Origin of the sequence: Klebsiella sp. P1CD1, assembly GCF_003790505.1 — a bacterium.
Taxonomy (GTDB): Bacteria; Pseudomonadota; Gammaproteobacteria; order Enterobacterales; family Enterobacteriaceae; genus Klebsiella; species Klebsiella variicola.
Window position 1 is genome coordinate 3484436 of the sequence record NZ_CP033631.1, and the last position, 24699, is coordinate 3509134.

Below are 24699 nucleotides of genomic sequence, written 5' to 3' on the forward strand. Positions count from 1 at the left end.
AACACCATGAACAAGACATCCTCTCAGGTCGCACTGGTCGCTGGCAGCAGCGGCATCGTTGGCCGCCAGCTGGTCAACACCCTGTTACATCGTGGATGGGAGGTTATCGGCCTCAGCCACCGCGCCCTGTCGCAACCGGGGGCGATCCCGATGATTCACGTCGATTTACGCGATGCCCGGCACAGTGCGCAAGCGCTCCAGCCGCTGTCCACCGTGACCCACATTTTTTACAGTGCCTGGATGAATGCCGGAAACTGGAGCGAGATGGTGGAGCCGAACGTTAGCATGCTGCGTAATCTGGTCAGCCACGTCGAACAAAACGCCCCGCTGCAGGCGGTCAGCCTGATGCAGGGGTATAAAGTGTATGGCGCCCATCTTGGCCCCTTTAAAACCCCGGCGCGGGAAAGCGACCCCGGCGTACCTGGGGCTGAATTTAACGCCGCTCAACTTGCGTGGCTCCGCCACTTTCAACAAGGCAAAACCTGGCACTGGAGCGCTATCAGGCCCGGCGTGGTGGGCAGCCCGGTGCCGGGTAATGCCATGAATCTTGCGTTGAGCATCGCGCTGTACGCATCACTTTGCAAAGCCCTGGGTTTACCGCTGCGCTTTCCCGGCACGTTAACCACCTGGCACAGCATTGTCGATCATACTGACGCCGATCTGCTGGCGGAGGCCACGCTGTGGGCCGCCACCTCACCGGCGGGGGAAAACGAGGCCTTCAACGTCAATAATGGTGATATCTGGCGCTGGTGCGAGCTGTGGCCGCGCATCGCGCAGTGGTTTGAACTGGAATGCGCCCCACCCGTCAGGCTCTCATTTCATCAGTTATTCAATGACTACCGTGCCGTCTGGCGCGAGCTGGCCGCAGAGCGGCTGGTGGAAACGGACATTCTGCGCCTGAGCGACGGTCAGTTTGCCGATTTCGTGTTCGGCTGGCAGTACGATATGTTTGGCGATGGCAGTAAACTGCGCCGGGCTGGCTTCCAGCGGATGCAGGCCACAGACGAGATGTTTTTCAGCCTGTTTTCGCAGCTGAGAACGGCGCGGGTGATCCCCTGAGCGTTAGCGTCAGGGCAACGCCAGCCGGTCTTGATGGTCCGCAAAGAGGGTGATGAGATGGTCGGCGATAACCCGCACGCGTCTGGACCCGGCCAGGTCGGAATGCATCACCAGCCAAAGTGTCTGATCCGCACCGATCTCCGGCTGCAGGCACTGCAGCCCGTTGGCCCGCGCCATAAAGTGCGGCAGGACGCCCAGCCCAAGTCCCGCTGATACCGCGGAAACCTGGGCCACGAGCGTATTGGCTTCGACTTTACACGGTCGCCCTCGCAGGGTGCGCGTGATCCATTGGGCGGCCGGCAGGTGCTGGTGAGTCTCCGGCCATCCCACAAAGTCCGACTCGCTCAGCGACAGGCCGTCCGCGCCGGCCAGATAGCTGGCGGCGCCATAGACGCCAAACCCCACCGTCCCCAGCCGCTTTAAGGTCAAATGCCCGGCGTCAGGCTTGACCATGCGGATCGCCAGATCGGCATCCCGACGATGCAGGTTCACCGGCTGCACGCCGCTCAGCACCTCCACCCGCAGGTCAGGATAGTGGTCCAGGAGCCCTTTCAGGGAGGGCAGAATAAAGTGCGTGGCCAGGTTGTCCGAGGTAGCCAGGCGGACAACCCCGGCGACATGCCCCTGCAGTTGCGCCGCCTCGCCGAACGCCAGGCCTGCGTATTCCAGCGCCTCCGCCCGCGCGAGCAGGGCTTCGCCATCGTCGGTCAGGCGATAGCCGCTCTGATGGCGGCTGAAAAGCGGGACTTTCAGCGACTGTTCCAGCCGATCCAGCCTGCGGGACACCGTGGCAATCCCCATGTTCATCTTGTCGGCGGCGCCGCTTAGCGTTCCCGCCCGGGCGATGGCGAGGAAGATGCGCGCATCATCCCAGTTAAACTCTGCTGTCATCTACTTTCCAATTATGGAAAACGGATCTCCGTTTTCTGCTCTTTTTTATCGTTTTCGCAGGGATGATACTGCACGCCACTCGCGGAGACAAACAGGCTATCCGATCGCCGGTTCTCTCCTCACCTGAACGTCCGTGCACCATGCGCGACTTCCCTCTTCTTAGGATACGCCTGACATGAAAGAGATTGCTTTACCCCTTAACCCAACCCCGGCGCGCGTCTGGATAGCCGTCATTGCGCTCGGGATCTGCGCCTTTTCGATCGTCACCAGCGAACTGGCGCCGGTGGGCATGCTCAGCGCCCTGGCGGCGGATTTTCACCAGACGGAATCCGGTATGGGGCTTGCCGTCACCGCCTACGGCTGGGTGGGCGCCCTGGTGGCCCTGCTTTCCGGCGCGATGCCGGCGCGTATTTCACGCAAGGCGCTGCTGGTCGGGCTGATGCTGACCCTGGCGCTTTCCTGCCTCGCCGCGACCCGGTCTTATTCCATGTTCGCCCTGATGAGCGCCCGCATGATTGGCGCCCTGGCGCATGGCGCCTTCTGGGCCTTAATTGGCATCGTCGCCGCGCAGCTGGTCCCGCCGCACCGGCTGGGGCTGGCTACGGCAATCATTTTTGGCGGCGTGTCGGCGGCAAGCGTAGTGGGGGTACCGCTGGCGAGCTTTATCGCCACCCTGGCGGGCTGGCGACACGCGTTTTTGGCGGTGGCCCTGCTGTCACTGGCCGCAGCGGCAGTGCTATGCTCGACGCTGCCCGCGCTGGCCGCGTCCATCCCCGTCAGGCTGGGTGTTTATCGCGATATCTTCCGTAATCCGCTGCTCTGCGGCCTGTATGGCGCCACGGCATGCATCATTACCGCTCACTTTGCCGCCTTCACCTACGTTGAACCGCTGCTGATAACACTTCAGGGAGTACCGGCGACCGCCCTCTCCGGCCTGCTGCTGTTGTCAGGGGTTTCCGGGCTGGTGGGTAACGTTATCGCGGGTAAGCTTATCGACCGTCATCTGAAGGGGCTGATTTTTGCTTCACTGCTGCTGAGCGGAGGCGCGCTGGCGCTCCTCGGCACCGGACGGCTTGCGCCCCTGCCTTTCTGTTTTAGCGGGCTGCTGTTAGCCCTGTGGGGCGCCGCTATCGCGATCGTGTTCGTCGGCTTACAGACCTGGCTGCTGCGCAGCGCAGGCGCGGTCGCCCAGCCGGCGTCAGCCATTTACGTGGCTATTTTTAATGCCGCCATCGGCACCGGGGCGCTTGTCGGCGGCCAGCTGATCGCCACTGCGGGCTTGTCAGGCATGGTGTGGCTGGCGGCGGGGATCATGGCGTGCAGTACGCTGCTGATCGCCCTGCTGAAAACGCCCTCAGCCGGCTAAAGGCTGCCCTGCAAAACCGCGTTTTCACGATCCAGGGTGAAGACCTGCCATGCGACCCGGGTCGCGCTCAGGGTAAAAATGGCCGTCGCCAGCGTATTTTCGTCATCCGGATCTTCCGCAGACAGCCGGTAAATCGGTAACAGCGGATCCTGCTGGTCGGAGAGCATCGCTTTCGCTGTTACCCCATCCAGCGACGGGTTCGTCGCCAGCCACACGTCCAGGCGCTGCTGGCGTGAGCCGGAGCTCCCGGTCACGATCTGTTCAATGGTCGCAAGCTGGGGATGGATCAGATGGTTGGCATGCCCAAAGGTGGCGGTCAGCTCGCGCACTGAGCTGCCGGAGCCGGTAGCTTCCACGCTAAACAGACGGCTATCGCCCATTTGACCCAGCGTGTGGTGAAACGCGCCCGCGCGCGGTGTCGCGGTCAGCAGGGTAATGGCTTCATCTAACGTGGTGGCATTCAGCGATGCGCGGGCCAGTATCTGGCGCGGCATCCCCTCCGGACGATGCACAGCACGAATATTGTTGACCGTATTGACTATCCCTTTCTCATTCACCGCGAAGGTGTGCCCGCACAGGGAGCCGGGGTAGGCGAAGCTGGTGAAGGCGAGGCCCACATCCGGTGTCACGTGGACGATGGCGCAGTCACCGCGCAGCTGCGGGAAGCCATCTTCATTATGCGCAATAATTAACTCGCCCTCAGCGCTTTTCCCCGCCAGGGTAGTGCAGCCATCCGACGTCGAACGCACCAGATCGCCGCGACAGTTCCAGGCAAATACCTCATCCACCGGCGCCTGCAGCCCCTCCGCCATGCCCTCCAGCTCCTGCCAGATCAGCGGAAACTGAGCCTGGACGGTTGCACGCATGCGCTGGGTTTGCTCCGCCGTTTTCAGGGCGGTTACGGTTTGCCACAGCGCTGTTTGCCTGATTTTAGTATGCCAGGCCTCACGACCAAACGCGCCAAGCTGCTGACCCACCGCATAGGCGGAACCACGGATTGCGATTGTTTTCATATTGTTATCATTCACTTATGTTCAGGATACGTGTTGCAAAAACTCTTGCAGACGCGGATTGCTGCTGGCAGTGAGCAGCACCTCAGGTGAACCATCTTCGGCAATGGTGCCGCCATCAATAAAGATCAACCGGGAAGCCACCTCTCTGGCAAAGCCAATCTCATGGGTCACAATCACCATCGTCATGCCCTCTTCGGCCAGCGAGCGCATGACCTTTAACACCTCATGCCGCAGTTCGGGATCGAGAGCGGATGTTGGCTCATCAAATAACATCATTTTGGGTTTTACCGCCAGGGCACGAGCTATCGCCACGCGTTGCTGCTGCCCCCCCGAGAGCTCTGCCGGATAGTGGTTGGCGCGTTCGCGCAGACCCACGCGGTCCAGCAACGCCAGCGCCTGCTCCCGCGCCGCGGCCTTACTCTGCTTACGCACGCGAACCGGACCGAACATGACATTCTCAAGGGCGGTCAGATGCGGGAACAAATGAAACTGTTGAAACACCATACCGGCTTCGCGGCGAATATCACACTCATTCGCGTGCGGATCCGTAATATGCATGCCCGCCACCAGCAGCGTTCCCGAAGAGATCTCCTCCAGCTTGTTAATGCAGCGCAACAGGGTCGATTTTCCCGAGCCGGACGGGCCAATGATCACCACCACCTCGCCCGCTTCAATCTTTAAATTGATATCGTGCAGCACCTGAGTGGCGCCGAAGTTTTTCGCCACCGCGCTAAATTCAACCATGCTCATAAAATATGGATCCTTTTCTCAAGTTGTTTCAGCAGGAAGCTCAGGCACAATGTCAAAAACAGATAAATCATCGCCACCGCCGTCCACACCTCCAGCGCCCGAAAGTTACCGGCAATAATCTCTTGTCCCTGGCGGGTTAATTCTGCCACGCCAATCACAATAAAGAGCGAGGTATCTTTTATACTGATAATCCACTGATTACCTAATGCCGGGATCATTCGCCGAAAAGCCAGCGGCATAATGACATGTAATAGGGTGCTGCGTGGCGATAACCCCATCGCCAGGCTGGCTTCTTTAAAACCTTTATTGATCGACAGAATCGCGCCCCGGGTGATCTCCGCTATATAAGCGCCGGAGTTAATCACAATGGTAATAATTGCGGCAGGAACCGGGTCAATACGCACTGGCAACACCATCGGCAGGGCGAAGTAGATAAACATCACCTGCACCATGATCGGCGTTCCACGGATTAATTCCACAAACACCAGCGATACCGTTTTTGATATTGTTCCGCCTAATGCGCGGCAGGTTCCCGCCAGCAAGCCAATGATTAACCCACCTAACAAACCGGACAAAGAGATAATCAGCGTCAGCTGCAAGCCCTGCATCAGCAGCGGTAAAGCATCCCAAATATAGCGACTGTCAAAATTCATCATTCTACCCGTCAAGAAGAAATGAGGTCGGATCGCTCCGACCTGGCAGGGTTATTTCGGCTGTTTAGCAAACCACTTAACGTAAATCTTGTCGTAGGTGCCATCGGCACGCAGGGCCTGCAGAGCCTGGTTCACTTTTGGCGTCAGGCTGCTGTTTTTCTGCATCGCAAAGCCATATTGCTGTGGCAGAATGCTGTCCGTCTCCCCGGTGGATTTGACCTTGCCATTACCCGCCGTCTTCACGTAGTAAAGGACATTTGGCGAATCGTGAACGACGGCATCGAGATTGCCGGCCTGCAGATCAAGGTAGGCGTTATCGATGTTCGGGAACTCGATATAATTCGCTTTATATTTGCTTTTCATAAAGCTGGCCGCCGCCGTCCCCTGCTTAAGGCCAACTTTTTTCCCGGTCAAATCACTGAATTTGGCAATGGAATTATCAGTACTTTTCACGGCTATTAACAGGTCGGCATTATAATACCCATCACTGAAATCCACGACCTGTTTACGCGCATCGGTAATGGTTATGCCGGCCATCGCCACGTCCAGATTACGCGACTGCAGTCCGGGGATGAGGCCGCCGAAATCCATCGGCCTTAATTCGTAGCTGATATGCATTTTCTTTGCGATAGCGTCCCACAAATCGATATCAAAGCCGACATATTTATCACCTTGTTTAAATTCAAAAGGGACAAAGGCGGTATCCACGCCCACCGTTATTTTGTCCTGGGCTGCTGTCACAAAACTGGCTGAACAAATAACCAAAGCCAGCGTCAGTTTTAATTTATTAAATAGTCCAGTCATAATTACCCTCAGCGTCAATGAAATGGCATGCAACGAATATCAGCCGGCGATATATATCGCCGGAAGAACCAATAACAACACTTGATATGCAGGGCGCATTATTATGCGCCCGAATGAAAAGGCTAATTTATTCAGAAAATAGAGAGTCGGTGGTATCCGGTACGGGCGTCTGGGCGCTGTTCATCACCATGGAGAGAAAACTGTAATAACCGTTTATCCCAATCAGATCCACCACGCCCTTCTCACCCCATAAATCAACGGCTTGTTGCCAGGTGCTATCACTCACCTTTTGCTGCTGATGCAGTTGCTGACAGAAGTCATAGATCACCTGCTCATCGGGCCGGAGATCGTCTGGCGGGCGCCGTTGCTTAATCGCCCGCACCGCCGCGGCAGAGATGCCCTTCTCACGTGCTATTGGCGCATGGATCGCCCACTCTACCGGCTGTGACCAGTGCCGTGCTGTCAGCAAAATCGCCAGTTCAGAAAGACGCTGACCCAGCGCGCTGCGATAACGTAAATACTCCCCCATACGCTGGGCATGCGCCATCAGCTCGGGACTACGCAGCAGCGGCTCAAAAGGCGGCAGTAAGGCGCCGCGCGGCCCATTGATGATCTCTTCCGCTAACTGACGTTGCCGCTCGTCCCATTCCTGTTCCGCCAGGGGCGGTAAACGATTGATCATAATTTTCCAGTCTCTTCGCGGATCACGCTGTTCAGCGTATCGACCACAAAGTCGATCTGCGCCGGGGTGATGATAAACGGCGGCGCGATCAGGATGTGATCGCCATACTGACCATCGATCGTGCCGCCCATGGGGTAGACCATCAACCCACGCGCCATACAATTTGCTTTGATCGCAGCATGCAGCTTCAGGGCAGGATCGAACGGGGTTTTGTTGTCTTTATCGCGCACCAGCTCGACGCCGGCAAACAGGCCGCGTCCGCGCGTATCGCCGACATGCGGTAACTCACCCAGCACCTCGCGCAGGGCCTGTTGCAGATAGGCGCCCTGCTGTTTGACGGCAGCCAGTAAATTATCGCGCGCAATCACCTGCTGCACCGCCAGCGCTGCCGACGCGGCGGTAGCATGACAAATGTAAGTGTGGCCATGCTGGAACAACCCGCTGCCCGCCTTCAGCGCGGAAACAATGGTCTCACTCGCCAGTACCGCCCCAATCGGCTGATAACCCCCGCCGAGTCCCTTGGCGATGGTTACTAAATCAGGCACCACGTCGTCTTGTTCAAACGCGTGCAGCGTCCCGGTACGCCCCATACCGCACATCACCTCATCGGCGATATAGAGGATGCCGTATTTATCGCACAGGCGGCGCACTCCCTTCAGATAGCCCGGCGTCGGCGGCGTGGCCCCCGTCGTCGCCCCCACCACCGTTTCCGCACAGAAACCGATAATCGTTTCCGGGCCGGCCTCAAGGATGGCTTGCTCCAGCTCATTAAGCAGACGTTCGGTATATTGTTGCTGGGTCTCGTCAGCCCGGCGATCGCGGTACTCATTGCAGGCTGAGACGCGGATAACATCCATTAATAAGGGGGCAAACTGGCGACGGCGCCATTCGTTACCGCCCACCGCCAGCGCGCCCAGCGTATTGCCGTGATAGCTCTGTTTACGGGCGATAAATCGGGTGCGCGATGGCTGGCCGATCTCCACAAAGTACTGCCGCGCCATCTTCAGCGCCGTCTCTATTGCTTCGGATCCGCCCGAGACAAAGTAGGCATAGTTAAGCTCGCCGGGCGCCGTGCGGGTAAGATGTTCGGCCAGCTGTTCCACGACATCACTGGTAAAAAAACTGGTATGCGCATAGGCCAGCTGATCGATCTGGCGGTGCATCGCCGCCAGCACATCAGGGTGTGCGTGTCCGAGGCAGGAAACCGCCGCCCCGCCGCAGGCATCAAGATACGGCTTTCCCTGGGCATCAAAGATATAGGCCCCCTGGGCACGTGAGGCCACGATCGGCGTGCTACGCAGGCTGCGGTGAATGACATGACTCATACTGGGTTCTGCTCCTGAATCCGCTACATTAATTGAGCGTATCTTGCAGGATCCATTTGGATCACGTCAACGAAATAAAGATATAAATGCATCCATAATTCTTATACCAGATACATTTGAATCATTTGTCAGGATTTACCGGGGATCACATAGACGCCAGAATCGATAAGATAGCGTTCGGCACTTTCAATTTTACTCACCGCCTCCCGGCCGTGGCGCACCACCAGCATCGCCAGTAAACACTCCGCCAGCCCCATGCCGGAGACCACGGAAGGGAAAAATGACGGACTGTCGATGGAAAACAGCAGCGTGCAGTCTGCCGCCTGCGCTAAGGGGGAAACCGGCGAGTCGGTAATGGCGAGGATCTTCGCCCCTGCCTGCCGGGCTGCCCGTAAAACATCCAGTGATTCGCGTGAATAGGGCGCAAAGCTGGTGAGTAAGACGCAATCCCGGTTGGTCAGTTCGCGGGTGAAAACTTCGATATTGCTGGCCAGGCCATCGATTAACGATACCTGCCGGTTGAACAGTCGATAGACATAAAACAGCGACCACGCGATCGGAAAGCTGGCGCGGAATCCGCAGATATAGACATTCTCCGCGCTATCGAGCAAGGTCACCGCCTGCTCCATCTCCTGCGCATTTTCGTTTTGCGTAAAGGTCAGATTCGCCTGATGCGCCTGAAAAACCTCTTTATACAGCTGCGTTTGCGTGCCGCGGGCCATCATTTTTTCCGCTTTTGATACGTACGTATCATTGCGCAGCCCCAGGTCGTCAATGAAATCGCTTTTCAGCTCGCTCCAGCCGCGGTAACCCAGCCGCTGCGCCAGACGCAGCAGCGTCGCCGGTTTTACCCCGGCTTCCGCCGCGAAGGCACGCATCGATAACACCACCAGTTGGCTGGCATTTTGCAGTGAGAACTCGGCGGCGCGTTGCAGCTCGGGCGACAACCCGCCGAATTCATTAATGATTTTTTCCCTGAGATTCATGGCAGCTACTTACTGGTTTTAAGTGAAAGCTATCTAATCATATTTGAGATCAAGACTCTATAGGTGGCTAACGACCCCGCGGGTCACATCCGTTCCCCCTTCTCATTGCTGGCGTGCTTTACTTCAAATATGGCGCAAGAGGAATGTCACTGGCGGGTGGGAAAAGGTATGCTCTTATCAGGGGGCGTTGCACATCAAAGCCCTGTTCACTGCTGGAAATCTCACCATGGCACGCAACCGCACTTTTTCTCTCAATCTCCGTTGGCGAGCGCTGCTCAAAGACGCAGGGATGGAGCCTGAACATCTCCTCCGCCAGGCCGGTTTGCCGGACGACACCTTTTCAGACATCAATCGCGGTCTGACTACCGATGAGTATCTGCGTTTCTGGCGCGTGCTGGAAAAAGAAAGCGACGATCAGGCCTTTCCTTTGCCCTTTGTAGAAAGGGTCTCTGCGGAAGTGTTTGATCCCCCGCTGTTCGCCGCCTTGTGTAGTACCCACATGATGCAGGCGGTCCAGCGGCTGGCCAAGTATAAACTGCTTATTGCCCCCATGGTGCTGGAGACGACGGTCGTGCAGAACGGCACGCTGACAGTGTCTCCGCGCTGGATGGGAGCAACAGAAATCCCTGCCTCTCTGGAAGTGGCAGAGCTGGCATTTTTACTTCGTCTGAACCGACTGGCCACCCGCGAACCGGTTCAGGCCGTGAAAGTAACGCTCTCACAGCCCCTCACCCGCCAGCAGACCCACCACTTTTCAGCCTTCTTCGGCACGACCATACAGCGTGGAAAGCGGGCGACCATCAGCTTTGCCGCCGCTGATGCCCTGCGGCCCTTTTTGACGGTGAACGAAGGTATGTGGCAGGTCTTTGAGCCGGAGCTGCAGCGTCGTCTCAGCCAGCTTAGCGATCAGGCCTCAACGGCTGAACGTGTTCATGCAGTCCTGCTGGAGCTTCTGCCGGGCAACGACGCCTCTATCGACAATACGGCGCAACGTCTGGGAATGAGCAAACGCACCCTGCAGCGCAGGCTGGAGCAGGAGGGAGAGAATTATCGCGCCCTTGTTCACGCTTGTCGCGAAGCGCTGGCTCGCCACTATCTTCTCAATACCACGCTTTCCGGTTATGAGATCGCCTTTCTGCTCGGTTTTGAAGATCCAAATTCCTTCTACCGGGCTTTTATGGCGTGGACCGGCCAGACGCCAGAAACCCTCAGAGACATGATGCGCCTCAACTAAGCGCGCGTCATGGCGCGCTTTGCCAGTATTGTGGCGCACCGTGCCAGCGACACCGCGCCTGACAGCAGGCACACTCAGCGCAGTCTACTTGCCGAGGTGCTTATGTTTATTCAGGAAAAGAAAACCGCGCTGGTCACCGGCGCATCGTCAGGGATGGGGAAAGCCATTGCCCGTCGTCTTATCCAGGAGGGTTACCAGGTTTACGTTGCTGCCCGGCAGCTCGGGAAAATGGACGATCTGGCTTCGCTAGGGGCCCAATGCCTGCAGATGGATCTCTCACGACAGGACGATCGGTTGGCGGTCGTGAACACCATTCTGTCTCAGACCGGAGGGGTCGATGTACTGGTCAATAATGCCGGTTTTGGCCTGTATGGCCCGGTCGAAGAGATCGGTATCGATGAGGCTCGCTACCAGTTTGAGGTCAATCTCTTCGGCGCGGCGCATCTCACGCAACTACTGCTTCCCGCGATGCGCGCCCGCCGTCGCGGATATATTGTCAATATCTCTTCCATGGGCGGGAAGATGTATAGCGTCCTCGGCGCATGGTACCACGCCACCAAACATGCACTTGAGGGGTGGTCAGACTGCCTGCGGCTGGAAGTTGCCGACTTCGGCATCAAGGTGGTTATCATCGAACCTGGAGTGATTGAAACCGGCTTCGGCGATGCGGCCAGTGAAAGTATTGTCAAACGTTCGGCCACAGGACCGTATGGTCAGTTGGTAAAAGGGGTCGCCCTGTCGATCCAAAAAACGTACGGCCATGGCACCGGCAGCGACCCGCAGACGATCGCCGAGGTGGTCCTGGTTGCGGTGAAGGCCTCAAATCCACGCCCCCGTTATGCCGTCGGTAAGTATGCCAAACTGCTTATCCGGATGCGTGTCTGGCTGGGCGACCGTCTTTTCGATCGTATTATCCTCAGCCAGATGCGCTGAGGTCATGTTCTGCTCACCTTCGCCTCGCGCTGGAGGGGGATGACTCTCCCAGCCAGTCGATAAAAAACGCCATAAACGCCGACACCTGCGGCGGCTGCAGCTTTCGCTGGGGAAAGACAAACTGCAGCCCAACCTCCTTGCGGTCTAAGGGGCTGAATCCGGTGAAGCGCTCGGCAAACAGCACCTGAAGCCGTCCCTCCTCGACATCCCTCTTCACATCCCACCATGATTTACCGGCGATCCCCGCCCCGCTGAGCGCCCACTGCCGCAGCAGTGCCCCATCGTCGCAGACCATCGCCGGCGTCACCCGCACCACGCGCTCCTTTCCCGCCTCCTCAAAGCGCCATTCATTCATCACCACACCGTGCCGCTCCAGCGCCAGGCAGCGGTGATGGTGCAACTCGTCGAGGGCGGCAGGCGTTCCGTGAGTGGCAAGATAAGCCTCCGAAGCCACCAGCACCCGGTGGTTGGGGCGGATATGGCGGATCGCCAAACTACTGTCTGGCAGGTTACCGACGCGAATGCTCATATCCAGCCGGTTGGCGACCAGATCCTCCACGCGCTCACCTAAGAACACGGAAAACGTGACCTCCGGGTGACGGCGGGAAAAGTCGACGATGGCCGGGCTAAGATACTGTCGGCCAAAGTCGGAGGGGGCGGAAAGACGAATATTGCCGCTCAGCACCCCTTCCTTTTGCGTCAGCAACGATTCGGCGTGACGGGCCTCCTCCAGTACGCGCCGCGCGGCATGATAAAAATCTTCCCCCGCCCTGGTCAGGGTGATCGCGCGCGTGGAACGATGGAACAGGCGGGTCTGGTAGCGCTCCTCCATCGCCTTCAGGCGGGCCGTCATGGTGGCCGGTGAGAGCGATAACCGTCTGCCGGCGGCGGAGAGTCCCCCCGCCTCGGCGACAGCCACCAGCAGCGCCATATCTTCCAGCTTGCCCATTTTTCGTATTTCCTGAAAAGTGAATCTGATTTTAGCCTAATTATCAAAATCAGATCCCGACTGTAAAGTGATTTTCATTCCACTCGCAAGGGACACCCGTATGAACAGCCTCTCACTTTTCGATCGTTACCGCATCGGCACGCTGCCGTTGAAAAACCGCATCGTCATGGCTCCCATGACCCGGGCGCGCGCCCTGCAGCCCGGAAATATCCCCTCCGCGCTGATGGCGGAATATTACCGCCAGCGCGCCAGCGCCGGATTGATCGTCACGGAGGCGACGCAAATCTCTCCTGAGGGACAGGGATACTCCTGGACGCCTGGCCTGCATTCCGCTGAGCAGATTGCCGGCTGGCAGCTGACGACCGGGGCCGTTCACCAGGCTGGCGGCGTTATTTTTTCTCAGCTCTGGCACGTGGGCCGGATGTCGCACGCTCGTTTTCATGCGGATGGGCACCCCGTGGCCCCGTCGGCGCTGGCGCCGGACGCCCAGGTCTGGGTGGTGGATGAGCAAGGCCGGGGCCAGATGGTGGACTGCCCACCGCCGCGGGCGCTCTCCCGATCGGATATTCAGCGTATTGTCGCCGATTACCGTCAGGCGGCGCGCAATGCGATAGCGGCGGGGTTTGACGGCGTGGAAGTGCACGGCGGCAATGGCTATCTGATCGACCAGTTCCTGCGGCGTACCGCCAACCAGCGTACTGATGAGTACGGCGGTAGCCTGAGCAACCGGATCCGTTTTGCCCAGGAGGTGCTGACCGCCATCGGCGACGTCATTGGCCGCGAGCGGACGGGCATCCGCCTTTCCCCCTTCATTACTCAGCGCGGGATGAACGACCCGCAGGTGATCGACGCCATCCTTGCCCTGGCGGCCTGGTGCGAACAGCAGGGTATCGCCTTTATCCACCTGGCGGAGGCGGACTGGGACGATGCGCCAGCCGTTCCCCAGCACTTTCGTGACACGCTGCGCGCGACCTTCAGCGGCACCCTGATCGTGGCCGGCAATTACGATCAGCAAAAGGCGGAACGTATCCTCACCGCCGGTTTCGCCGACCTGGTGGCTTTCGGCCGGCCGTTTATTGCTAATCCTGACCTGCCGCAGCGGCTTCAGCACCGCTGGCCGCTGGCGACCGTCAGCGATCCCGCCACGCTGTTTGGCGGGACAGAGGTGGGCTATACCGACTATCCCTTCTATACGGAGCATAAAGAGTGAAAATGACCCGCAAAATGTTACCTGCCAGCCGTAGTTTCGCTGTTGTCTGTACGCAGGCCAGACGCGGCATCACGCTGCGGCGCTGCGCCACAGCGCTGCTGCTTGCCGGGATATCCGGCTCCGCGTTTTCAGCCCCGCAGGGTTTGCTGAAGCCAGCCCGGCTCATCGTTGACAACGGCCTTCCCCCTGCCACACGCGTCGCCAATGAATATGTCGCCAGGCAATACGCCACGTTCTGGAATACCGGTGATGAAGCGCTGGCCCGGGCGGCGCTGGCGGGGAATTTTATCGATAAAACGCCCCCGGAAGGGCGTCGGCAAGGGCCGGAAGGCGCGATCCTCGCCTCCAGAGCGTTTCGTCAGGCGGTGCCGGATTTACGTTGTGATGTCGAACAAATGATTGTGGCCGGTGACCGGGTGGTCTCACACTTACATTTTCATGGCCACTTTACCGGGACCTTCGGCACCCGGAAGGGTAAGGGACAAAATATCGATTTTATCGCCACCGATATCTATCAGATCAGCGGCGGTAAAATTGCCGCCAACTGGCATATTGAAGATAACCTGACGCTGATGAAACAGCTGGGCGCGCAATAAGCTGCCCACCCGAGCGGTGAGTAAGCGATCGCCATAACCACGAGAGCCCCCCGGCATCCGCCGGGGCGGCTCGCCTGGCGACAGACTGTGCTTAGATTTGCGCCATTCCACCGTCGACATAGATCTCTGCGGCGTTAATAAAGCTCGACTCGTCAGACGCTAAAAATACCACCGCCCTGCCAATCTCCTCCGGCTCGCCCAGCCGCCCGAGCGGTACGCTGGCGGCCAGGGCGTCGAACAAGCCCTGACGGTCCGCCTCCGCAACCAGTCCTCCCAGACCCGGGGTACGCACCGGCCCCGGGCTGACGACATTGATGCGGATCCCGCGATCGTTCACCTCCAGCGCCCAGGAGCGCGCCAGGCTGCGTACCGCAGCTTTACTGGCGCTATAGATGCTGAAGTTCGCCGTCCCTTTGACTGCCGCCGTAGAGCCGGTCAAAATCACCGAGGCGCCGTCGGTGAGCAGCGGCAGCGCTTTCTGGACGGTGAACACCACCCCGCGCACGTTGGTGGCGAAAATCCGCTCGACGTGCGCCTCGGTGATGGCGCTGAGCGGCAGCATATCCCCGCCGCCAGCATTGGCGAACAGCACATCCAGGCGGCCGGACTCGTCGGCAATAGTCGCAAATACCGCGTCAAGGTCGCTTAACACGGCGGCGTCGGCGCGGATCCCGCGGGCGGCGGGCCCGATGAATCTTACCGCCGCATCCAGCTCCTCCTGTCGGCGGCCGGTGATATACACCTTCGCGCCCTGCTCCGCCAGCGCTTTCGCCGACGCCAGGCCAATACCGGTGCTGCCGCCGGTCACTAACGCCACTTTATCCGCAAGTTTTTTGCTCATGGTGCATTTCCTTGGTTAGAGTATAAACAGGCCAGGCTCGCGAAAGCGCCCCGCCGGGTATGGAAAGCACTGTAATCGCCTCAAAGAGGCGGAAAAATGGCCTAATCTGAAAAACACTTTTCCCCTCCGTGGATAATGGACGCCCGCTAACCAGGATACTGCGAATAATGGACCGATTTTCAGCCCTCAAAGCCTTCACCCGCGTTGTCGAAGCCGGCAGCTTTACCCGCGCCGCGGACTCGCTGGATATGCCCAACGCCACGCTCAGCAAAACCATCAAGCAACTGGAAGCGCACCTGGGGGTTTCCCTCCTGCAGCGCACCACCCGGCGTATTACCGTGACGCCGGAAGGACGGGAGTACTATGAAAAAGCTCGCTGCCTGCTGGAAGACCTGGAAGAGATCGACGCCTCCTTCAATACCGCCCACAATAAGCCGAAGGGCCATCTACGGATCGCCATCGGTGGGTCGACCGCGTGCGATGTGCTGATCCCGCTGCTGGCGGACTTTATGACCGCCTGGCCGGATATCCGTATCGATTTGCAGGTGGCCGATAAACCCGCGGACCTCATCAGCGGCAATATTGACTGCGCCATCCGCGGCGGGCCGATGGATGACTCGACGCTGATCGCCCGTAAAATCGGCGAGGCGACGCTGGTCACCTGCGCCACCCCTGGCTATCTTCAGCGCTGCGGCACGCCCGCCTCGCCGGATGAACTCCATCATGGCCACCAGCTCATCAGCTATCTGTCGCCGGCCAGCGGCAGAGCGTTTCCGTTTCGCTTTACGCGTCACGGCGTCAGTACCGAGCTCAAGACAGAGCCCCATCTCGGCATCAATGAGAGCAACGCGCATATTGCCGCCGGCGAGGCGGGCTTAGGCATTGTGCAAACCTTTACCTATTCGCTAAAACCCGCGCTGGCAAGTGGCAAGCTGGTGGAGATCCTCGCCGCCTGGCGCCCGGCCCCCTATCCCTTTCACGTCGTCTATGCCCGGCACCGGCACGTGCCGCCCCGGCTCCGCGTCTTTATTGAATGGCTGGCGGCGGTTTTTCCGGCTGCGGTGCAGGGATAAAGCGCGTTATCTGACGCAGCGCCGAGGGTGGTCCACAATTGAACGCACTGACCGCTATTTTTCCTTTTTACGACCGTCCGAAAAACACCAATGATTAAATCTACGATTTGATGTTTCTACACAAAATATAAACGAAGATTTAAATTGATATGAATGGGTTGACAATAACATTGGCTATGGGTAGATTTCATGGGCCTAAGTTGTGGCCTTTCCTAATCTGACATAAGAGACTAATGGATACTGAATTTAGTAGCGGTCCGAATATGGCCTTAACGGTTATTCGGACAAGTAAACATAAAATCGATTGTGATCACTTCTTCGTTTTGGTGTGTCTCGCCGGAGCCTGATGCTCTCGTGTTGTCCCACCTCGACCAGAGTTTTCACGGTCCCGAGGTGTGTTATGAACTTCAAATCTACCCTTTTTCCTGGTGTCAAAACCATGACATCAACGCTGCGTGTCCGGCCGCCCCGCGATCGGGTGTCGTCTGCGCGCAAAAAACAGCAAAGCTCTATATTCTCTTCGAAAATCAGCGAGTTGAATCAACGCATTACTAACTGGCGCGTCAGTCCTGTCACCGGCCAGCTGGAGCGTCGTTGCCGCTTCTCTGATGGCGAAGACCCACAAAGTCGCCCCTTCGTCGCCTGATTCAGCCGTTACGCCGTAGGCCGTGTCTGCGCGCTATGCCGCAGCCCGTTTTCGTGCGTCACGCTGAGTTAAGTCACTGCTGGTACCTGTTTATTCACTGATGTATTCATACTTGTACATCGGCAGGAATAATCACGTCCAAATAAAACAAAATATAAACTTCACGCCTGTTTATTTTTAATAATAAACAGCGGGAAGCCCTGTGCGAAATTAATTAAAACCGATCGCTGATGCGACATCGGGCTATTTTCGGCCGCCCTTAATCCGGGTCTTACCGTAAAAAGCCTGCTGCCGCCCGGCGACAGGAGCAGCACCATGACTGTACAAACCAAGAACCGAAATAAAAAAAGCACGCTGTCTATGCGTGCCGCCCAGGAAGCCCAAAACGGTATCGCAGAAACCCTGGTCAACCTCAACACCACCCGGGAAGGGCTGCAGGAAGCCCAGGCAAATGCCCGGCTGGAGCGGGATGGCCTGAACGAAGTGACTCATGACAAGCCGCCGCACGCGCTGATCCAGCTGCTGATGGCGTTTAACAACCCGTTTATTTATGTGCTCGCCATTCTCGCCGGGATCAGCTTCTTCACCGACTACTGGCTGCCCACCAGCCATGGCGAAGACGGCGACCTGACGACGGTGATAATCATCGGCACCATGGTTGCCCTCAGCGGACTGGTGCGCTTCTGGCAGGAACACCGCTCTGCCAAATCGGCCGAAGCGCTGAAAGCGATGGTTCGCACCACCGCGACGGTCGTTCGTCGCGAACACGCCGGGCAAAAAGGAACGCCACGTGAAATCCCGATGCGCGAGCTGGTGGTGGGCGATATCGTGCAGCTCTATGCGGGCGACATGATCCCGGCCGACGTCCGTTTGATCGAATCACGCGACCTGTTTATCAGTCAGGCCGTCCTGACCGGCGAAGCGCTGCCGATTGAGAAGTACGACACCCTTGGCGACGTGGCGCAGAAATCCGCGCACGACAAGGCGGTTGACAACGAGAACCTGTTGGATATGCCTAACATCTGCTTCATGGGGACCAACGTTGTCAGCGGCACCGCTCAGGCGGTCGTGGTGGCGACCGGGCCGAGGACCTACTTTGGCTCACTGGCAAAAGCGATTGTCGGCACCCGGGCGCAAACGGCGTTTGACCGCGGGGTGAACAGCGTCAGCTGGCTGTTGATCCGCTTTATGCTAGTGATGGTGCCGGTGGTGTTCCTGATTAACGGCCTGATGAAGGGCGAGTGGTGGGATGCCCTGCTGTTTGCTCTGGCCGTCGCCGTAGGCCTGACGCCAGAAATGCTGCCAATGATCGTCAGCGCCAACCTCGCCAAGGGCGCGGTGGCCATGGCGAAGCGTAAAGTTGTGGTTAAGCGCCTTAACGCGATTCAGAACCTGGGCGCGATGGACGTACTGTGCACCGACAAAACCGGCACCCTGACGCAGGATAAAATCATCCTTGAGCACCACGTCGACACGCACGGTCAGAAAAATCAGTCCGTGCTGGCGCTGGCCTGGCTCAACAGCCACTATCAAAGCGGCATCAAAAACCTGATGGATCAGGCGGTCATTTACTTCTCTGAAAATGAGTCGGGCTTTGTGCAACCTCAGGGGTACAGCAAAGTCGATGAGATGCCGTTCGACTTCGTGCGCCGTCGCCTGTCGATTGTGGTGAAAGACAGCCAGAGTAATCATCTGCTGGTGTGCAAAGGCGCCGTGGAGGAGATGCTGAGCATCGCCACCCACATGGAAGAGAATGGCAAGGTTATCCCCCTCGACGATCAGCGCCGTGACGCCATGCTGGCGATGGCGAACGACTACAACAAAGACGGCTTCCGCGTTCTGGTGGTCGCTACGCGCGACATTCCGAAAGCCGAAGCAAAAAGACTGTACAGCACCGCTGATGAGCACGATCTGATTATCCGCGGCTTCCTCACCTTCCTCGATCCACCTAAGGAGAGCGCGGGTCCGGCGATTGCTGCCCTGATGGATATTGGCGTCGCAGTCAAAGTGCTGACCGGCGATAACGCGATTGTCACTACGCGGATTTGCCGCCAGGTGGGACTGGAGCCAGGCGAACCGGTACTCGGCCCGCAGATTGAGGCGTTGAGCGACACGGCCCTGCAGCAGTTGGTGGAAGAGCGCACGGTGTTCGCCAAGCTAACGCCGCTGCAGAAATCACGCGTGCTGAAGGCGCTGCAGGCCAACGGTCATACGGTGGGCTTTCTTGGTGACGGCATTAACGATGCCCCTGCTCTGCGCGATGCCGACGTGGGTATCTCGGTCGACAGTGGCACCGATATCGCCAAGGAATCGGCCGACATCATCTTGCTGGAAAAGAGCCTGATGGTGCTGGAAGAAGGCGTTATCAAAGGCCGCGAGACCTTTGGCAACATTATGAAATACCTGAACATGACCGCCAGCTCCAACTTCGGCAATGTGTTCTCGGTACTGGTGGCCAGCGCGTTCATTCCGTTCCTGCCGATGCTCGCGATCCAGTTGCTGCTGCAAAACCTGATGTACGACATCTCCCAGCTCGCGCTGCCGTGGGACAAAACGGACAAAGAGTTCCTGAGCAAACCGCGCAAGTGGGATGCAAGAAACATCGGCCGCTTTATGGTCTGGATTGGCCCGACCTCGTCCATTTTTGACATGACGACCTTTGCGCTGATGTGGTTTGTGTTCAGCGCCAACAGCGAACACATGCAGACCCTGTTCCAGTCCGGCTGGTTCGTTGAAGGCCTGCTGTCGCAGACGCTGGTGGTGCACATGCTGCGTACCCAGAAAATTCCGTTCATTCAGAGCACCGCCGCCTGGCCGGTACTGATGATGACCGGTCTGATTATGGCTATTGGAATTTACGTGCCGTTCTCTCCGCTCGGGCCGTTGGTTGGGCTGCAGGCGCTGCCGTGGCAGTACTTCCCGTGGCTGGTCGGCACCCTGCTCGCCTACTGCTGCGTGGCGCAGGGCATGAAAACGTTCTACATCCGTCGCTTCAGGCAGTGGCACTAATTCTGCGTTAAAGACGGTGATTCACGTGCCGCTTCGGCGGCACCTTTCAGGCAGGCCACACAGGCTGGAAGCATTATGGAAAAGCAACATTCCATCATTTTCCTGATTAAAAATAAGACCATCGCGTTGATTGTCTTATTTTTAATGAAAATAACCCGCACCCTTCGCGTCCGTGCCCTGGCATGGTACGCCGGAGGGAAGATTAACTATCAACACACTAAAGCATTACTGAACCTCGCCAGCGCCATACATCGTTTTTCGATCAGGTTACTGCGTTTTATTTCACTACCCGCCCTGTAGAGGGGGAATTCATGATGTCCGGAACCACTCTGTTAATTAACCTGGCTGGCGCCATCGCATTGCTGCTCTGGGGCAGCCATATGATTTCAACGGCGCTGCAGCGCGGCTTCGGCACGCCGCTGCGCAACTGGATGGGACGCCACCTCACTAACCGCTGGACCGCCCTGCTCTCCGGCATTGGCATTACCGGCATTCTGCAAAGTAGCACGGCGGTCAGTATGATGGCGACGTCATTTACCGCCGCAGGTACGCTAAGCCTTGCCCCCGCGCTTGCGGTGATGCTCGGCGCCAACATCGGCTCCACGCTGGTGGTCCAGCTGATGAGCTTTAACATGGAAATCGCCATTCCGCTGCTTCTGCTGGCCGGGTTTGTGGTTTTCAAGCTACGCGACCATTCCAGCTTTGAAAGCGTGGGCTGCGCCCTGATTGGCCTCGGCCTGATGCTGCTGGCGCTGCATTTACTGGGCGGCACGCTGCAGGACATTGAGGTCACGCCGGTGTTTCATGCCGTGATGCAGGGGCTACAGGGCGATATTTTCATTGCCCTGCTGGTGGCGGCGCTCCTGACGCTCCTGTGCCACTCCAGCGTGGCGATGATTTTGCTGATCGCCTCCCTCGCCGGTACCGGCACGCTGACCCCGACGACGGCCCTGGTGCTGGTGCTTGGCGCCAACATCGGCGGCGCGTTACCGCCGGTGTTAAACGCCGGGTCCGCGGTGGCCCGCCGCCTGCCGGTTGGCAACCTGATGGTCCGCCTGTCCGGCTGCGCGCTGGCGTTACTGCTTCTGCCGTTGCTGATGGCGATCGCCCGTAAATCCGGGCTGAACACGCCTCAGCTGGTGGTGTGGTTTCATACCGCCTTTAGCGTGGCGCTCGCGCTGCTGTTTATCGGCCTGAACGTGCCAATGGCTCGCTTCCTGGAGCGACTGTTTCCGGAAGAAGAGCGCGTAGGCGACCCGGGTATGCCGATGTATCTCGACGATGCGGGTCTGGAAGTGGCTTATATCGGCCTGTCCAATTCGGTTCGCGAATCGCTGCGCGCCGCCGACATGCTAACCATCATGCTGGACCGACTGCTGGTGCTGTTTGTGACCCAGGAAAAACAGGCTGCCGATGACATCCGCCAGCTGGAGCAGTCGGTCGATCTGCTGAGCGCGGCAGTTCGCGCCTACCTCGCCGACATTGGTCAGGACGGGCTGAATGATGCAGATGCCGATCGTGCCCAGGAAATCCTGATGTTCATCATCAATGTTGAGCACGCGGGCGATATTCTCTCCAGCAATCTGACCCAGTTGGCCACGCGCCGCGCACGCCGGGGAGAACATTTTAACGACTTTGAATTACACCATATTCGCCTGCTGCATGCGGAGCTCCTCACCAGCCTGAACTTAGGAATAGCGGCATTCCTGCGTGAAGACTTGTCTGCTGCCCACCAGCTGGTGCAGCGCAAAGAAACCATCCGCCAGCTGGAGGCCTCCGCCAGCCGCGAGCACTTCAAAAAACTGCGGGAGGACAAGAATGCCTGGGCGGAATCCGGCGACATTTTCCAGCGAGTGCTGCGGGACTACCGCCGCGTGCATCACCATATCGCCGCCGTCGCCTACCCGGTCATTGACCGCCTGGGCGATACCTCGCTGCGGTTTATTGAAACGCCGCCGGATGTTTAAAAAACAATAACCGCCAGCGCGCGGACGAGATCCTTTTCAAGGCAAGCAACGTTAAGGTACAAAAAATGCGAGTGTTAATCTGCTCGGGTCGGTTTTATGCCGACACCCATACCATCACCCATGTGCTGGATCTCTATGCCCGTACACAGACGATTAACGTGTTGATTCACGGAGGGCACCAGGCGCTGGGCGGCGCGATAGAAAACTGGGCGCGCAGGATCGACGTTCACGTGATCCGCTACCCGGCAAACTGGGCGCTGCACGGAAAATATGCGGAGACAAGGCGCAATTTGTTTATGCTGGAAGACAGCCGCCCTGACGTACTGCTGGCTTTTCCTGGCGGAGAAGATACGGCGGAGTGCATAAAGATGGCGAAAAACAGAGGGATCCGCGTCATCGACGTCGTTTAACCTGAGTGGGTGAAGTTCGGTGACCATGGCCACAGGCAGGCGTCCGCTGGAGGAGTATTGAATGACGGCCTTGACGATTAACCAGCAATGGTCAATATAGAGAACCTTGCTCGTCTAAGTGTAAGCTGAGCGCAGAGAGGACAGTCAGGCGGGGGGCCCGGCCCCCCAATTGTCCGGGAACATTATGGGCAATACCGCTCGGCATACCCTCAGGCTTCCGTTGGTCCACGGGATGAGATTTCACGTCCACACCCCTTATTCGCGCGGTATCGAAACCAGGAACAGCCGGACAACGACACCCGCCATACCTTACCTGGAGCGAAAAAATGACCTCATCCATTGCCATCATCGGAGCAGGACTCGGCGGCCTCATGCTCGCACGTGTTTTACATGTCCACGGCATTTCCTCTGTGGTCTACGAAGCTGAAGCCTCTCCCGAGGCCCGCCCACAAGGTGGCTTGCTGGATATCCACGATCATAATGGCCAGCGGGCGCTGATAGCGGCAGGCCTGTACGATGCCTTCCGGGCCCTTATTCTTCCTGGTGGTCAATCCACGCGCGTACTCGATAAAGAGGGCAACGTATTGTTCGAGCAGTTCGATGATGGTTTGGGCGGCCGACCAGAAGTCTCTCGCGGCGCGCTTCGCACGCTGCTGCTGGAGTCGCTTCCTGCGGACACCGTGCAATGGGGCCGTAAAGTGGTAGATATTGTCCCCCATGATGACGGCACGCATAGTTTGTACTTTACGGATGGCTCCACCACCAGGGTCTCCCTGGTGGTGGGCGCAGATGGCGCCTGGTCGCGTGTCCGCGCTCTGGTCACCGATGCTGTCCCTGCCTATGCGGGATTTTCGTATGTCGAGCGCTGGCTTAGTCACGTTGACACCGATCATCTGGCTTGCGCGCAAGCAGTAGGCCGCGGCTCATTTTTTGCGCTCTCGCCGGGCAAGGGTATCATGGCGCACCGGGAGCCTGGCGGCGTGATCCACGTTTACATTGCTCTGTGCCAGCCCCAGGCCTGGTTCGCTGACGTGACGTCCGCTAATGCACAGGTTGACGTGCAACGCATAGTCGATGAATTCGATGGCTGGGCGCATCCACTGCAAACATTGATTACTGAGGGTGATGGTGAGCCCGTATTGCGCCCTATTCACTTTTTACCTCCCGGACTTCGATGGCCGCGAACAGCAGGCGTAACGCTGTTGGGCGACGCCGCGCATCTTATGCTGCCGTTCGGCGAAGGCGCTAATCTCGCATTAGAGGATGGCGCTGAGCTGGGACTCGCGATTGCGGCCAATGCAGATAATCCTGAAGCCGCGCTGTCCGCTTATGAAGAACAGATGTTTATCCGCGTCGAAAGTGCGGCCAACGACGCGCAGGAAATGGCAGGCATTCTCTTTGGGGACGAGACACCCGACGCGTTGTTGCATTTTTTTAATCAATATAAAACGGGATCCTGATCCCCCGACGCTGCGGTGATTCTTGCGCCATGAACAAATCACCCTCCCGCCATCGGGAGGTCAATGTTCAGTAATGTCCGGAGAATAACGCTCCGGATATAAAATCATTAAAACGCTGTCGCAATAGCTGAAATCTGGAACGAGTTATTTTAATAACCCCTTCATGATCAAAGACAGACCGAACTCAAAACAGGTATCCGGATGTTGGTGGGTAAGCGCATCGATACGACTGATTTCTGTTGAGGGTGTAGACAATCTTTCATCATCATGTCTGTCTGTACGAGACTGCTCCTCTAATACGCATCCCAGGGTATATTCGCTAATAGTGAGTAATATCATTGCGGCTTCAGCCTCAGAAAAGCCGGCCCGCATAAGGTAAGCCACCTTTGGGTAGAACGTTTCCCCTCCTACCCGCGCCGGTGTTGTCCCCGCGTGGAGCAGTGCGCCATCCCGATGAACGAGAAGCGCGCGGCGGAAACTGCGCGCGTTATTTGCCAGCCAGTCTGCCCACTCGGCCGTGTCTTCAGCCAGCGGAAGCGAATGGTGCCTGGCTAAAACGGTTGCGGCCATCTCTTCCAGTAAGCTGGCCTTGTTCCTGAAATGCCAGTACAGCGTTGCGGATTCTACCCCCAGCTTTTGCGCCAGCTTTCGCGTCGTTATCGCTTCCAGCCCAACTTCATCTAAGAGTGCTAATGCAGCATTAATGACCTGATCCCGCTGAATTTTAGCCATGGTGTTCATCCTGTTGTTAATGCATCCAACCGAGCCCGTGGTAGATGAAAAGAGATCTTCTCCTGACCAGGAGCCTACCGGCGCCATTGATGAAAATAAATCTATCATTG

General features: G+C 58.0%; 24 protein-coding genes. 13 read left to right on the forward strand and 11 right to left on the reverse strand.

What is annotated here, in order from left to right:
- Window positions 1-6 precede the first annotated feature (6 nt).
- Complete coding sequence (locus tag DTA24_RS17350; RefSeq protein WP_060875909.1) at window positions 7-1059, forward strand: SDR family oxidoreductase; 1053 nt, start codon at window positions 7-9, stop codon at window positions 1057-1059.
- A gap of 9 nt (window positions 1060-1068) precedes the next feature.
- Here DTA24_RS17350 and DTA24_RS17355 read toward each other — a convergent pair whose 3' ends face one another.
- Entirely contained in the window at window positions 1069-1950 is an 882-nt protein-coding gene (locus tag DTA24_RS17355; RefSeq protein WP_022065501.1) for a LysR family transcriptional regulator, read from the reverse strand.
- A gap of 175 nt (window positions 1951-2125) precedes the next feature.
- Here DTA24_RS17355 and DTA24_RS17360 point away from each other — a divergent pair, with 175 nt between their 5' ends.
- On the forward strand, window positions 2126-3316 hold the full coding sequence (locus tag DTA24_RS17360) for an MFS transporter (RefSeq protein ID WP_123836979.1): 1191 nt from the start codon (window positions 2126-2128) through the stop codon (window positions 3314-3316).
- On the opposite strand, the gene DTA24_RS17365 is transcribed toward DTA24_RS17360, so the two are convergent.
- The 7 genes from DTA24_RS17365 to DTA24_RS17395 all read right to left on the reverse strand — a co-directional run bounded on the left by DTA24_RS17365 (window position 3313) and on the right by DTA24_RS17395 (window position 9529).
- The gene (locus DTA24_RS17365; RefSeq protein WP_123836980.1) at window positions 3313-4329 is read right to left on the reverse strand and encodes a C45 family autoproteolytic acyltransferase/hydolase; all 1017 of its coding nucleotides are present in this window, start codon (window positions 4327-4329) and stop codon (window positions 3313-3315) included. The genes DTA24_RS17360 and DTA24_RS17365 overlap by 4 nt on opposite strands.
- 21 nt (window positions 4330-4350) lie before the next feature.
- Window positions 4351-5073, reverse strand: coding sequence for a glutamine ABC transporter ATP-binding protein GlnQ (glnQ, locus tag DTA24_RS17370; protein WP_012542105.1), 723 nt, complete (start codon window positions 5071-5073; stop codon window positions 4351-4353).
- A 2-nt stretch (window positions 5074-5075) separates the two neighbouring features.
- Window positions 5076-5732, reverse strand: coding sequence for a glutamine ABC transporter permease GlnP (gene glnP / locus DTA24_RS17375; RefSeq protein ID WP_012542106.1), 657 nt, complete (start codon window positions 5730-5732; stop codon window positions 5076-5078).
- 51 nt (window positions 5733-5783) lie between these two features.
- Entirely contained in the window at window positions 5784-6536 is a 753-nt protein-coding gene (gene glnH / locus DTA24_RS17380) for a glutamine ABC transporter substrate-binding protein GlnH (protein WP_008807644.1), read from the reverse strand.
- A gap of 127 nt (window positions 6537-6663) precedes the next feature.
- Window positions 6664-7218, reverse strand: a complete 555-nt coding sequence (locus tag DTA24_RS17385; RefSeq protein ID WP_012968484.1) for a carboxymuconolactone decarboxylase family protein — start codon at window positions 7216-7218, stop codon at window positions 6664-6666.
- Window positions 7215-8543 (reverse strand): aspartate aminotransferase family protein, encoded by a 1329-nt coding sequence (locus DTA24_RS17390; protein ID WP_016160729.1) that lies wholly within the window; start codon window positions 8541-8543, stop codon window positions 7215-7217. Before DTA24_RS17390 ends, DTA24_RS17385 begins: the two co-directional genes overlap by 4 nt.
- A 128-nt stretch (window positions 8544-8671) precedes the next feature.
- Complete coding sequence (locus tag DTA24_RS17395) at window positions 8672-9529, reverse strand: MurR/RpiR family transcriptional regulator (protein ID WP_008807647.1); 858 nt, start codon at window positions 9527-9529, stop codon at window positions 8672-8674.
- Window positions 9530-9755: 226 nt separating this feature from the next.
- Between DTA24_RS17395 and DTA24_RS17400 the strand changes: the two genes are divergently transcribed.
- Both DTA24_RS17400 and DTA24_RS17405 read left to right on the forward strand, forming a co-directional pair.
- A complete protein-coding gene (locus DTA24_RS17400) occupies window positions 9756-10763 on the forward strand; it encodes an AraC family transcriptional regulator (protein WP_064170186.1) in 1008 nt (335 codons plus the stop codon).
- Between the two features lie 102 nt (window positions 10764-10865).
- Window positions 10866-11696, forward strand: coding sequence for an oxidoreductase (locus tag DTA24_RS17405; protein WP_012968487.1), 831 nt, complete (start codon window positions 10866-10868; stop codon window positions 11694-11696).
- A 13-nt stretch (window positions 11697-11709) separates the two neighbouring features.
- Here DTA24_RS17405 and DTA24_RS17410 read toward each other — a convergent pair whose 3' ends face one another.
- Window positions 11710-12645: a LysR family transcriptional regulator gene (locus DTA24_RS17410; RefSeq protein ID WP_012968488.1), complete on the reverse strand. Its 936-nt coding sequence runs from the start codon at window positions 12643-12645 to the stop codon at window positions 11710-11712.
- A 100-nt stretch (window positions 12646-12745) separates the two neighbouring features.
- Here DTA24_RS17410 and DTA24_RS17415 point away from each other — a divergent pair, with 100 nt between their 5' ends.
- Window positions 12746-13855, forward strand: coding sequence for an alkene reductase (locus DTA24_RS17415; RefSeq protein WP_023297419.1), 1110 nt, complete (start codon window positions 12746-12748; stop codon window positions 13853-13855).
- Between the two features lie 2 nt (window positions 13856-13857).
- Window positions 13858-14451: an ester cyclase gene (locus DTA24_RS17420; RefSeq protein ID WP_032736149.1), complete on the forward strand. Its 594-nt coding sequence runs from the start codon at window positions 13858-13860 to the stop codon at window positions 14449-14451.
- Window positions 14452-14542: 91 nt separating this feature from the next.
- On the opposite strand, the gene DTA24_RS17425 is transcribed toward DTA24_RS17420, so the two are convergent.
- Entirely contained in the window at window positions 14543-15292 is a 750-nt protein-coding gene (locus DTA24_RS17425; RefSeq protein WP_023339971.1) for an SDR family oxidoreductase, read from the reverse strand.
- Window positions 15293-15459: 167 nt separating this feature from the next.
- On the opposite strand from DTA24_RS17425, the gene DTA24_RS17430 reads away from it, so the two are divergent.
- The 7 genes from DTA24_RS17430 to DTA24_RS17460 all read left to right on the forward strand — a co-directional run bounded on the left by DTA24_RS17430 (window position 15460) and on the right by DTA24_RS17460 (window position 23857).
- A complete protein-coding gene (locus tag DTA24_RS17430; RefSeq protein WP_012542113.1) occupies window positions 15460-16365 on the forward strand; it encodes a LysR family transcriptional regulator in 906 nt (301 codons plus the stop codon).
- Between the two features lie 400 nt (window positions 16366-16765).
- Entirely contained in the window at window positions 16766-17011 is a 246-nt protein-coding gene (locus DTA24_RS17435; protein WP_012542114.1) for a hypothetical protein, read from the forward strand.
- Between the two features lie 315 nt (window positions 17012-17326).
- Window positions 17327-20020, forward strand: coding sequence for a magnesium-translocating P-type ATPase (gene mgtA, locus DTA24_RS17440; protein ID WP_022065849.1), 2694 nt, complete (start codon window positions 17327-17329; stop codon window positions 20018-20020).
- A gap of 75 nt (window positions 20021-20095) precedes the next feature.
- Entirely contained in the window at window positions 20096-20320 is a 225-nt protein-coding gene (locus tag DTA24_RS17445) for a hypothetical protein (RefSeq protein WP_016160720.1), read from the forward strand.
- 14 nt (window positions 20321-20334) lie between these two features.
- Entirely contained in the window at window positions 20335-21987 is a 1653-nt protein-coding gene (locus tag DTA24_RS17450) for a Na/Pi cotransporter family protein (RefSeq protein ID WP_049154966.1), read from the forward strand.
- 65 nt (window positions 21988-22052) lie between these two features.
- Entirely contained in the window at window positions 22053-22397 is a 345-nt protein-coding gene (locus DTA24_RS17455; protein WP_055323336.1) for a DUF2493 domain-containing protein, read from the forward strand.
- Window positions 22398-22723: 326 nt separating this feature from the next.
- Window positions 22724-23857 (forward strand): FAD-dependent oxidoreductase, encoded by a 1134-nt coding sequence (locus tag DTA24_RS17460; RefSeq protein ID WP_094955158.1) that lies wholly within the window; start codon window positions 22724-22726, stop codon window positions 23855-23857.
- 144 nt (window positions 23858-24001) lie between these two features.
- Here the strand turns inward: DTA24_RS17460 and DTA24_RS17465 are convergent, their stop codons facing one another.
- On the reverse strand, window positions 24002-24589 hold the full coding sequence (locus tag DTA24_RS17465) for a TetR/AcrR family transcriptional regulator C-terminal domain-containing protein (protein WP_094955159.1): 588 nt from the start codon (window positions 24587-24589) through the stop codon (window positions 24002-24004).
- Between the last annotated feature and the right edge of the window lie 110 nt (window positions 24590-24699).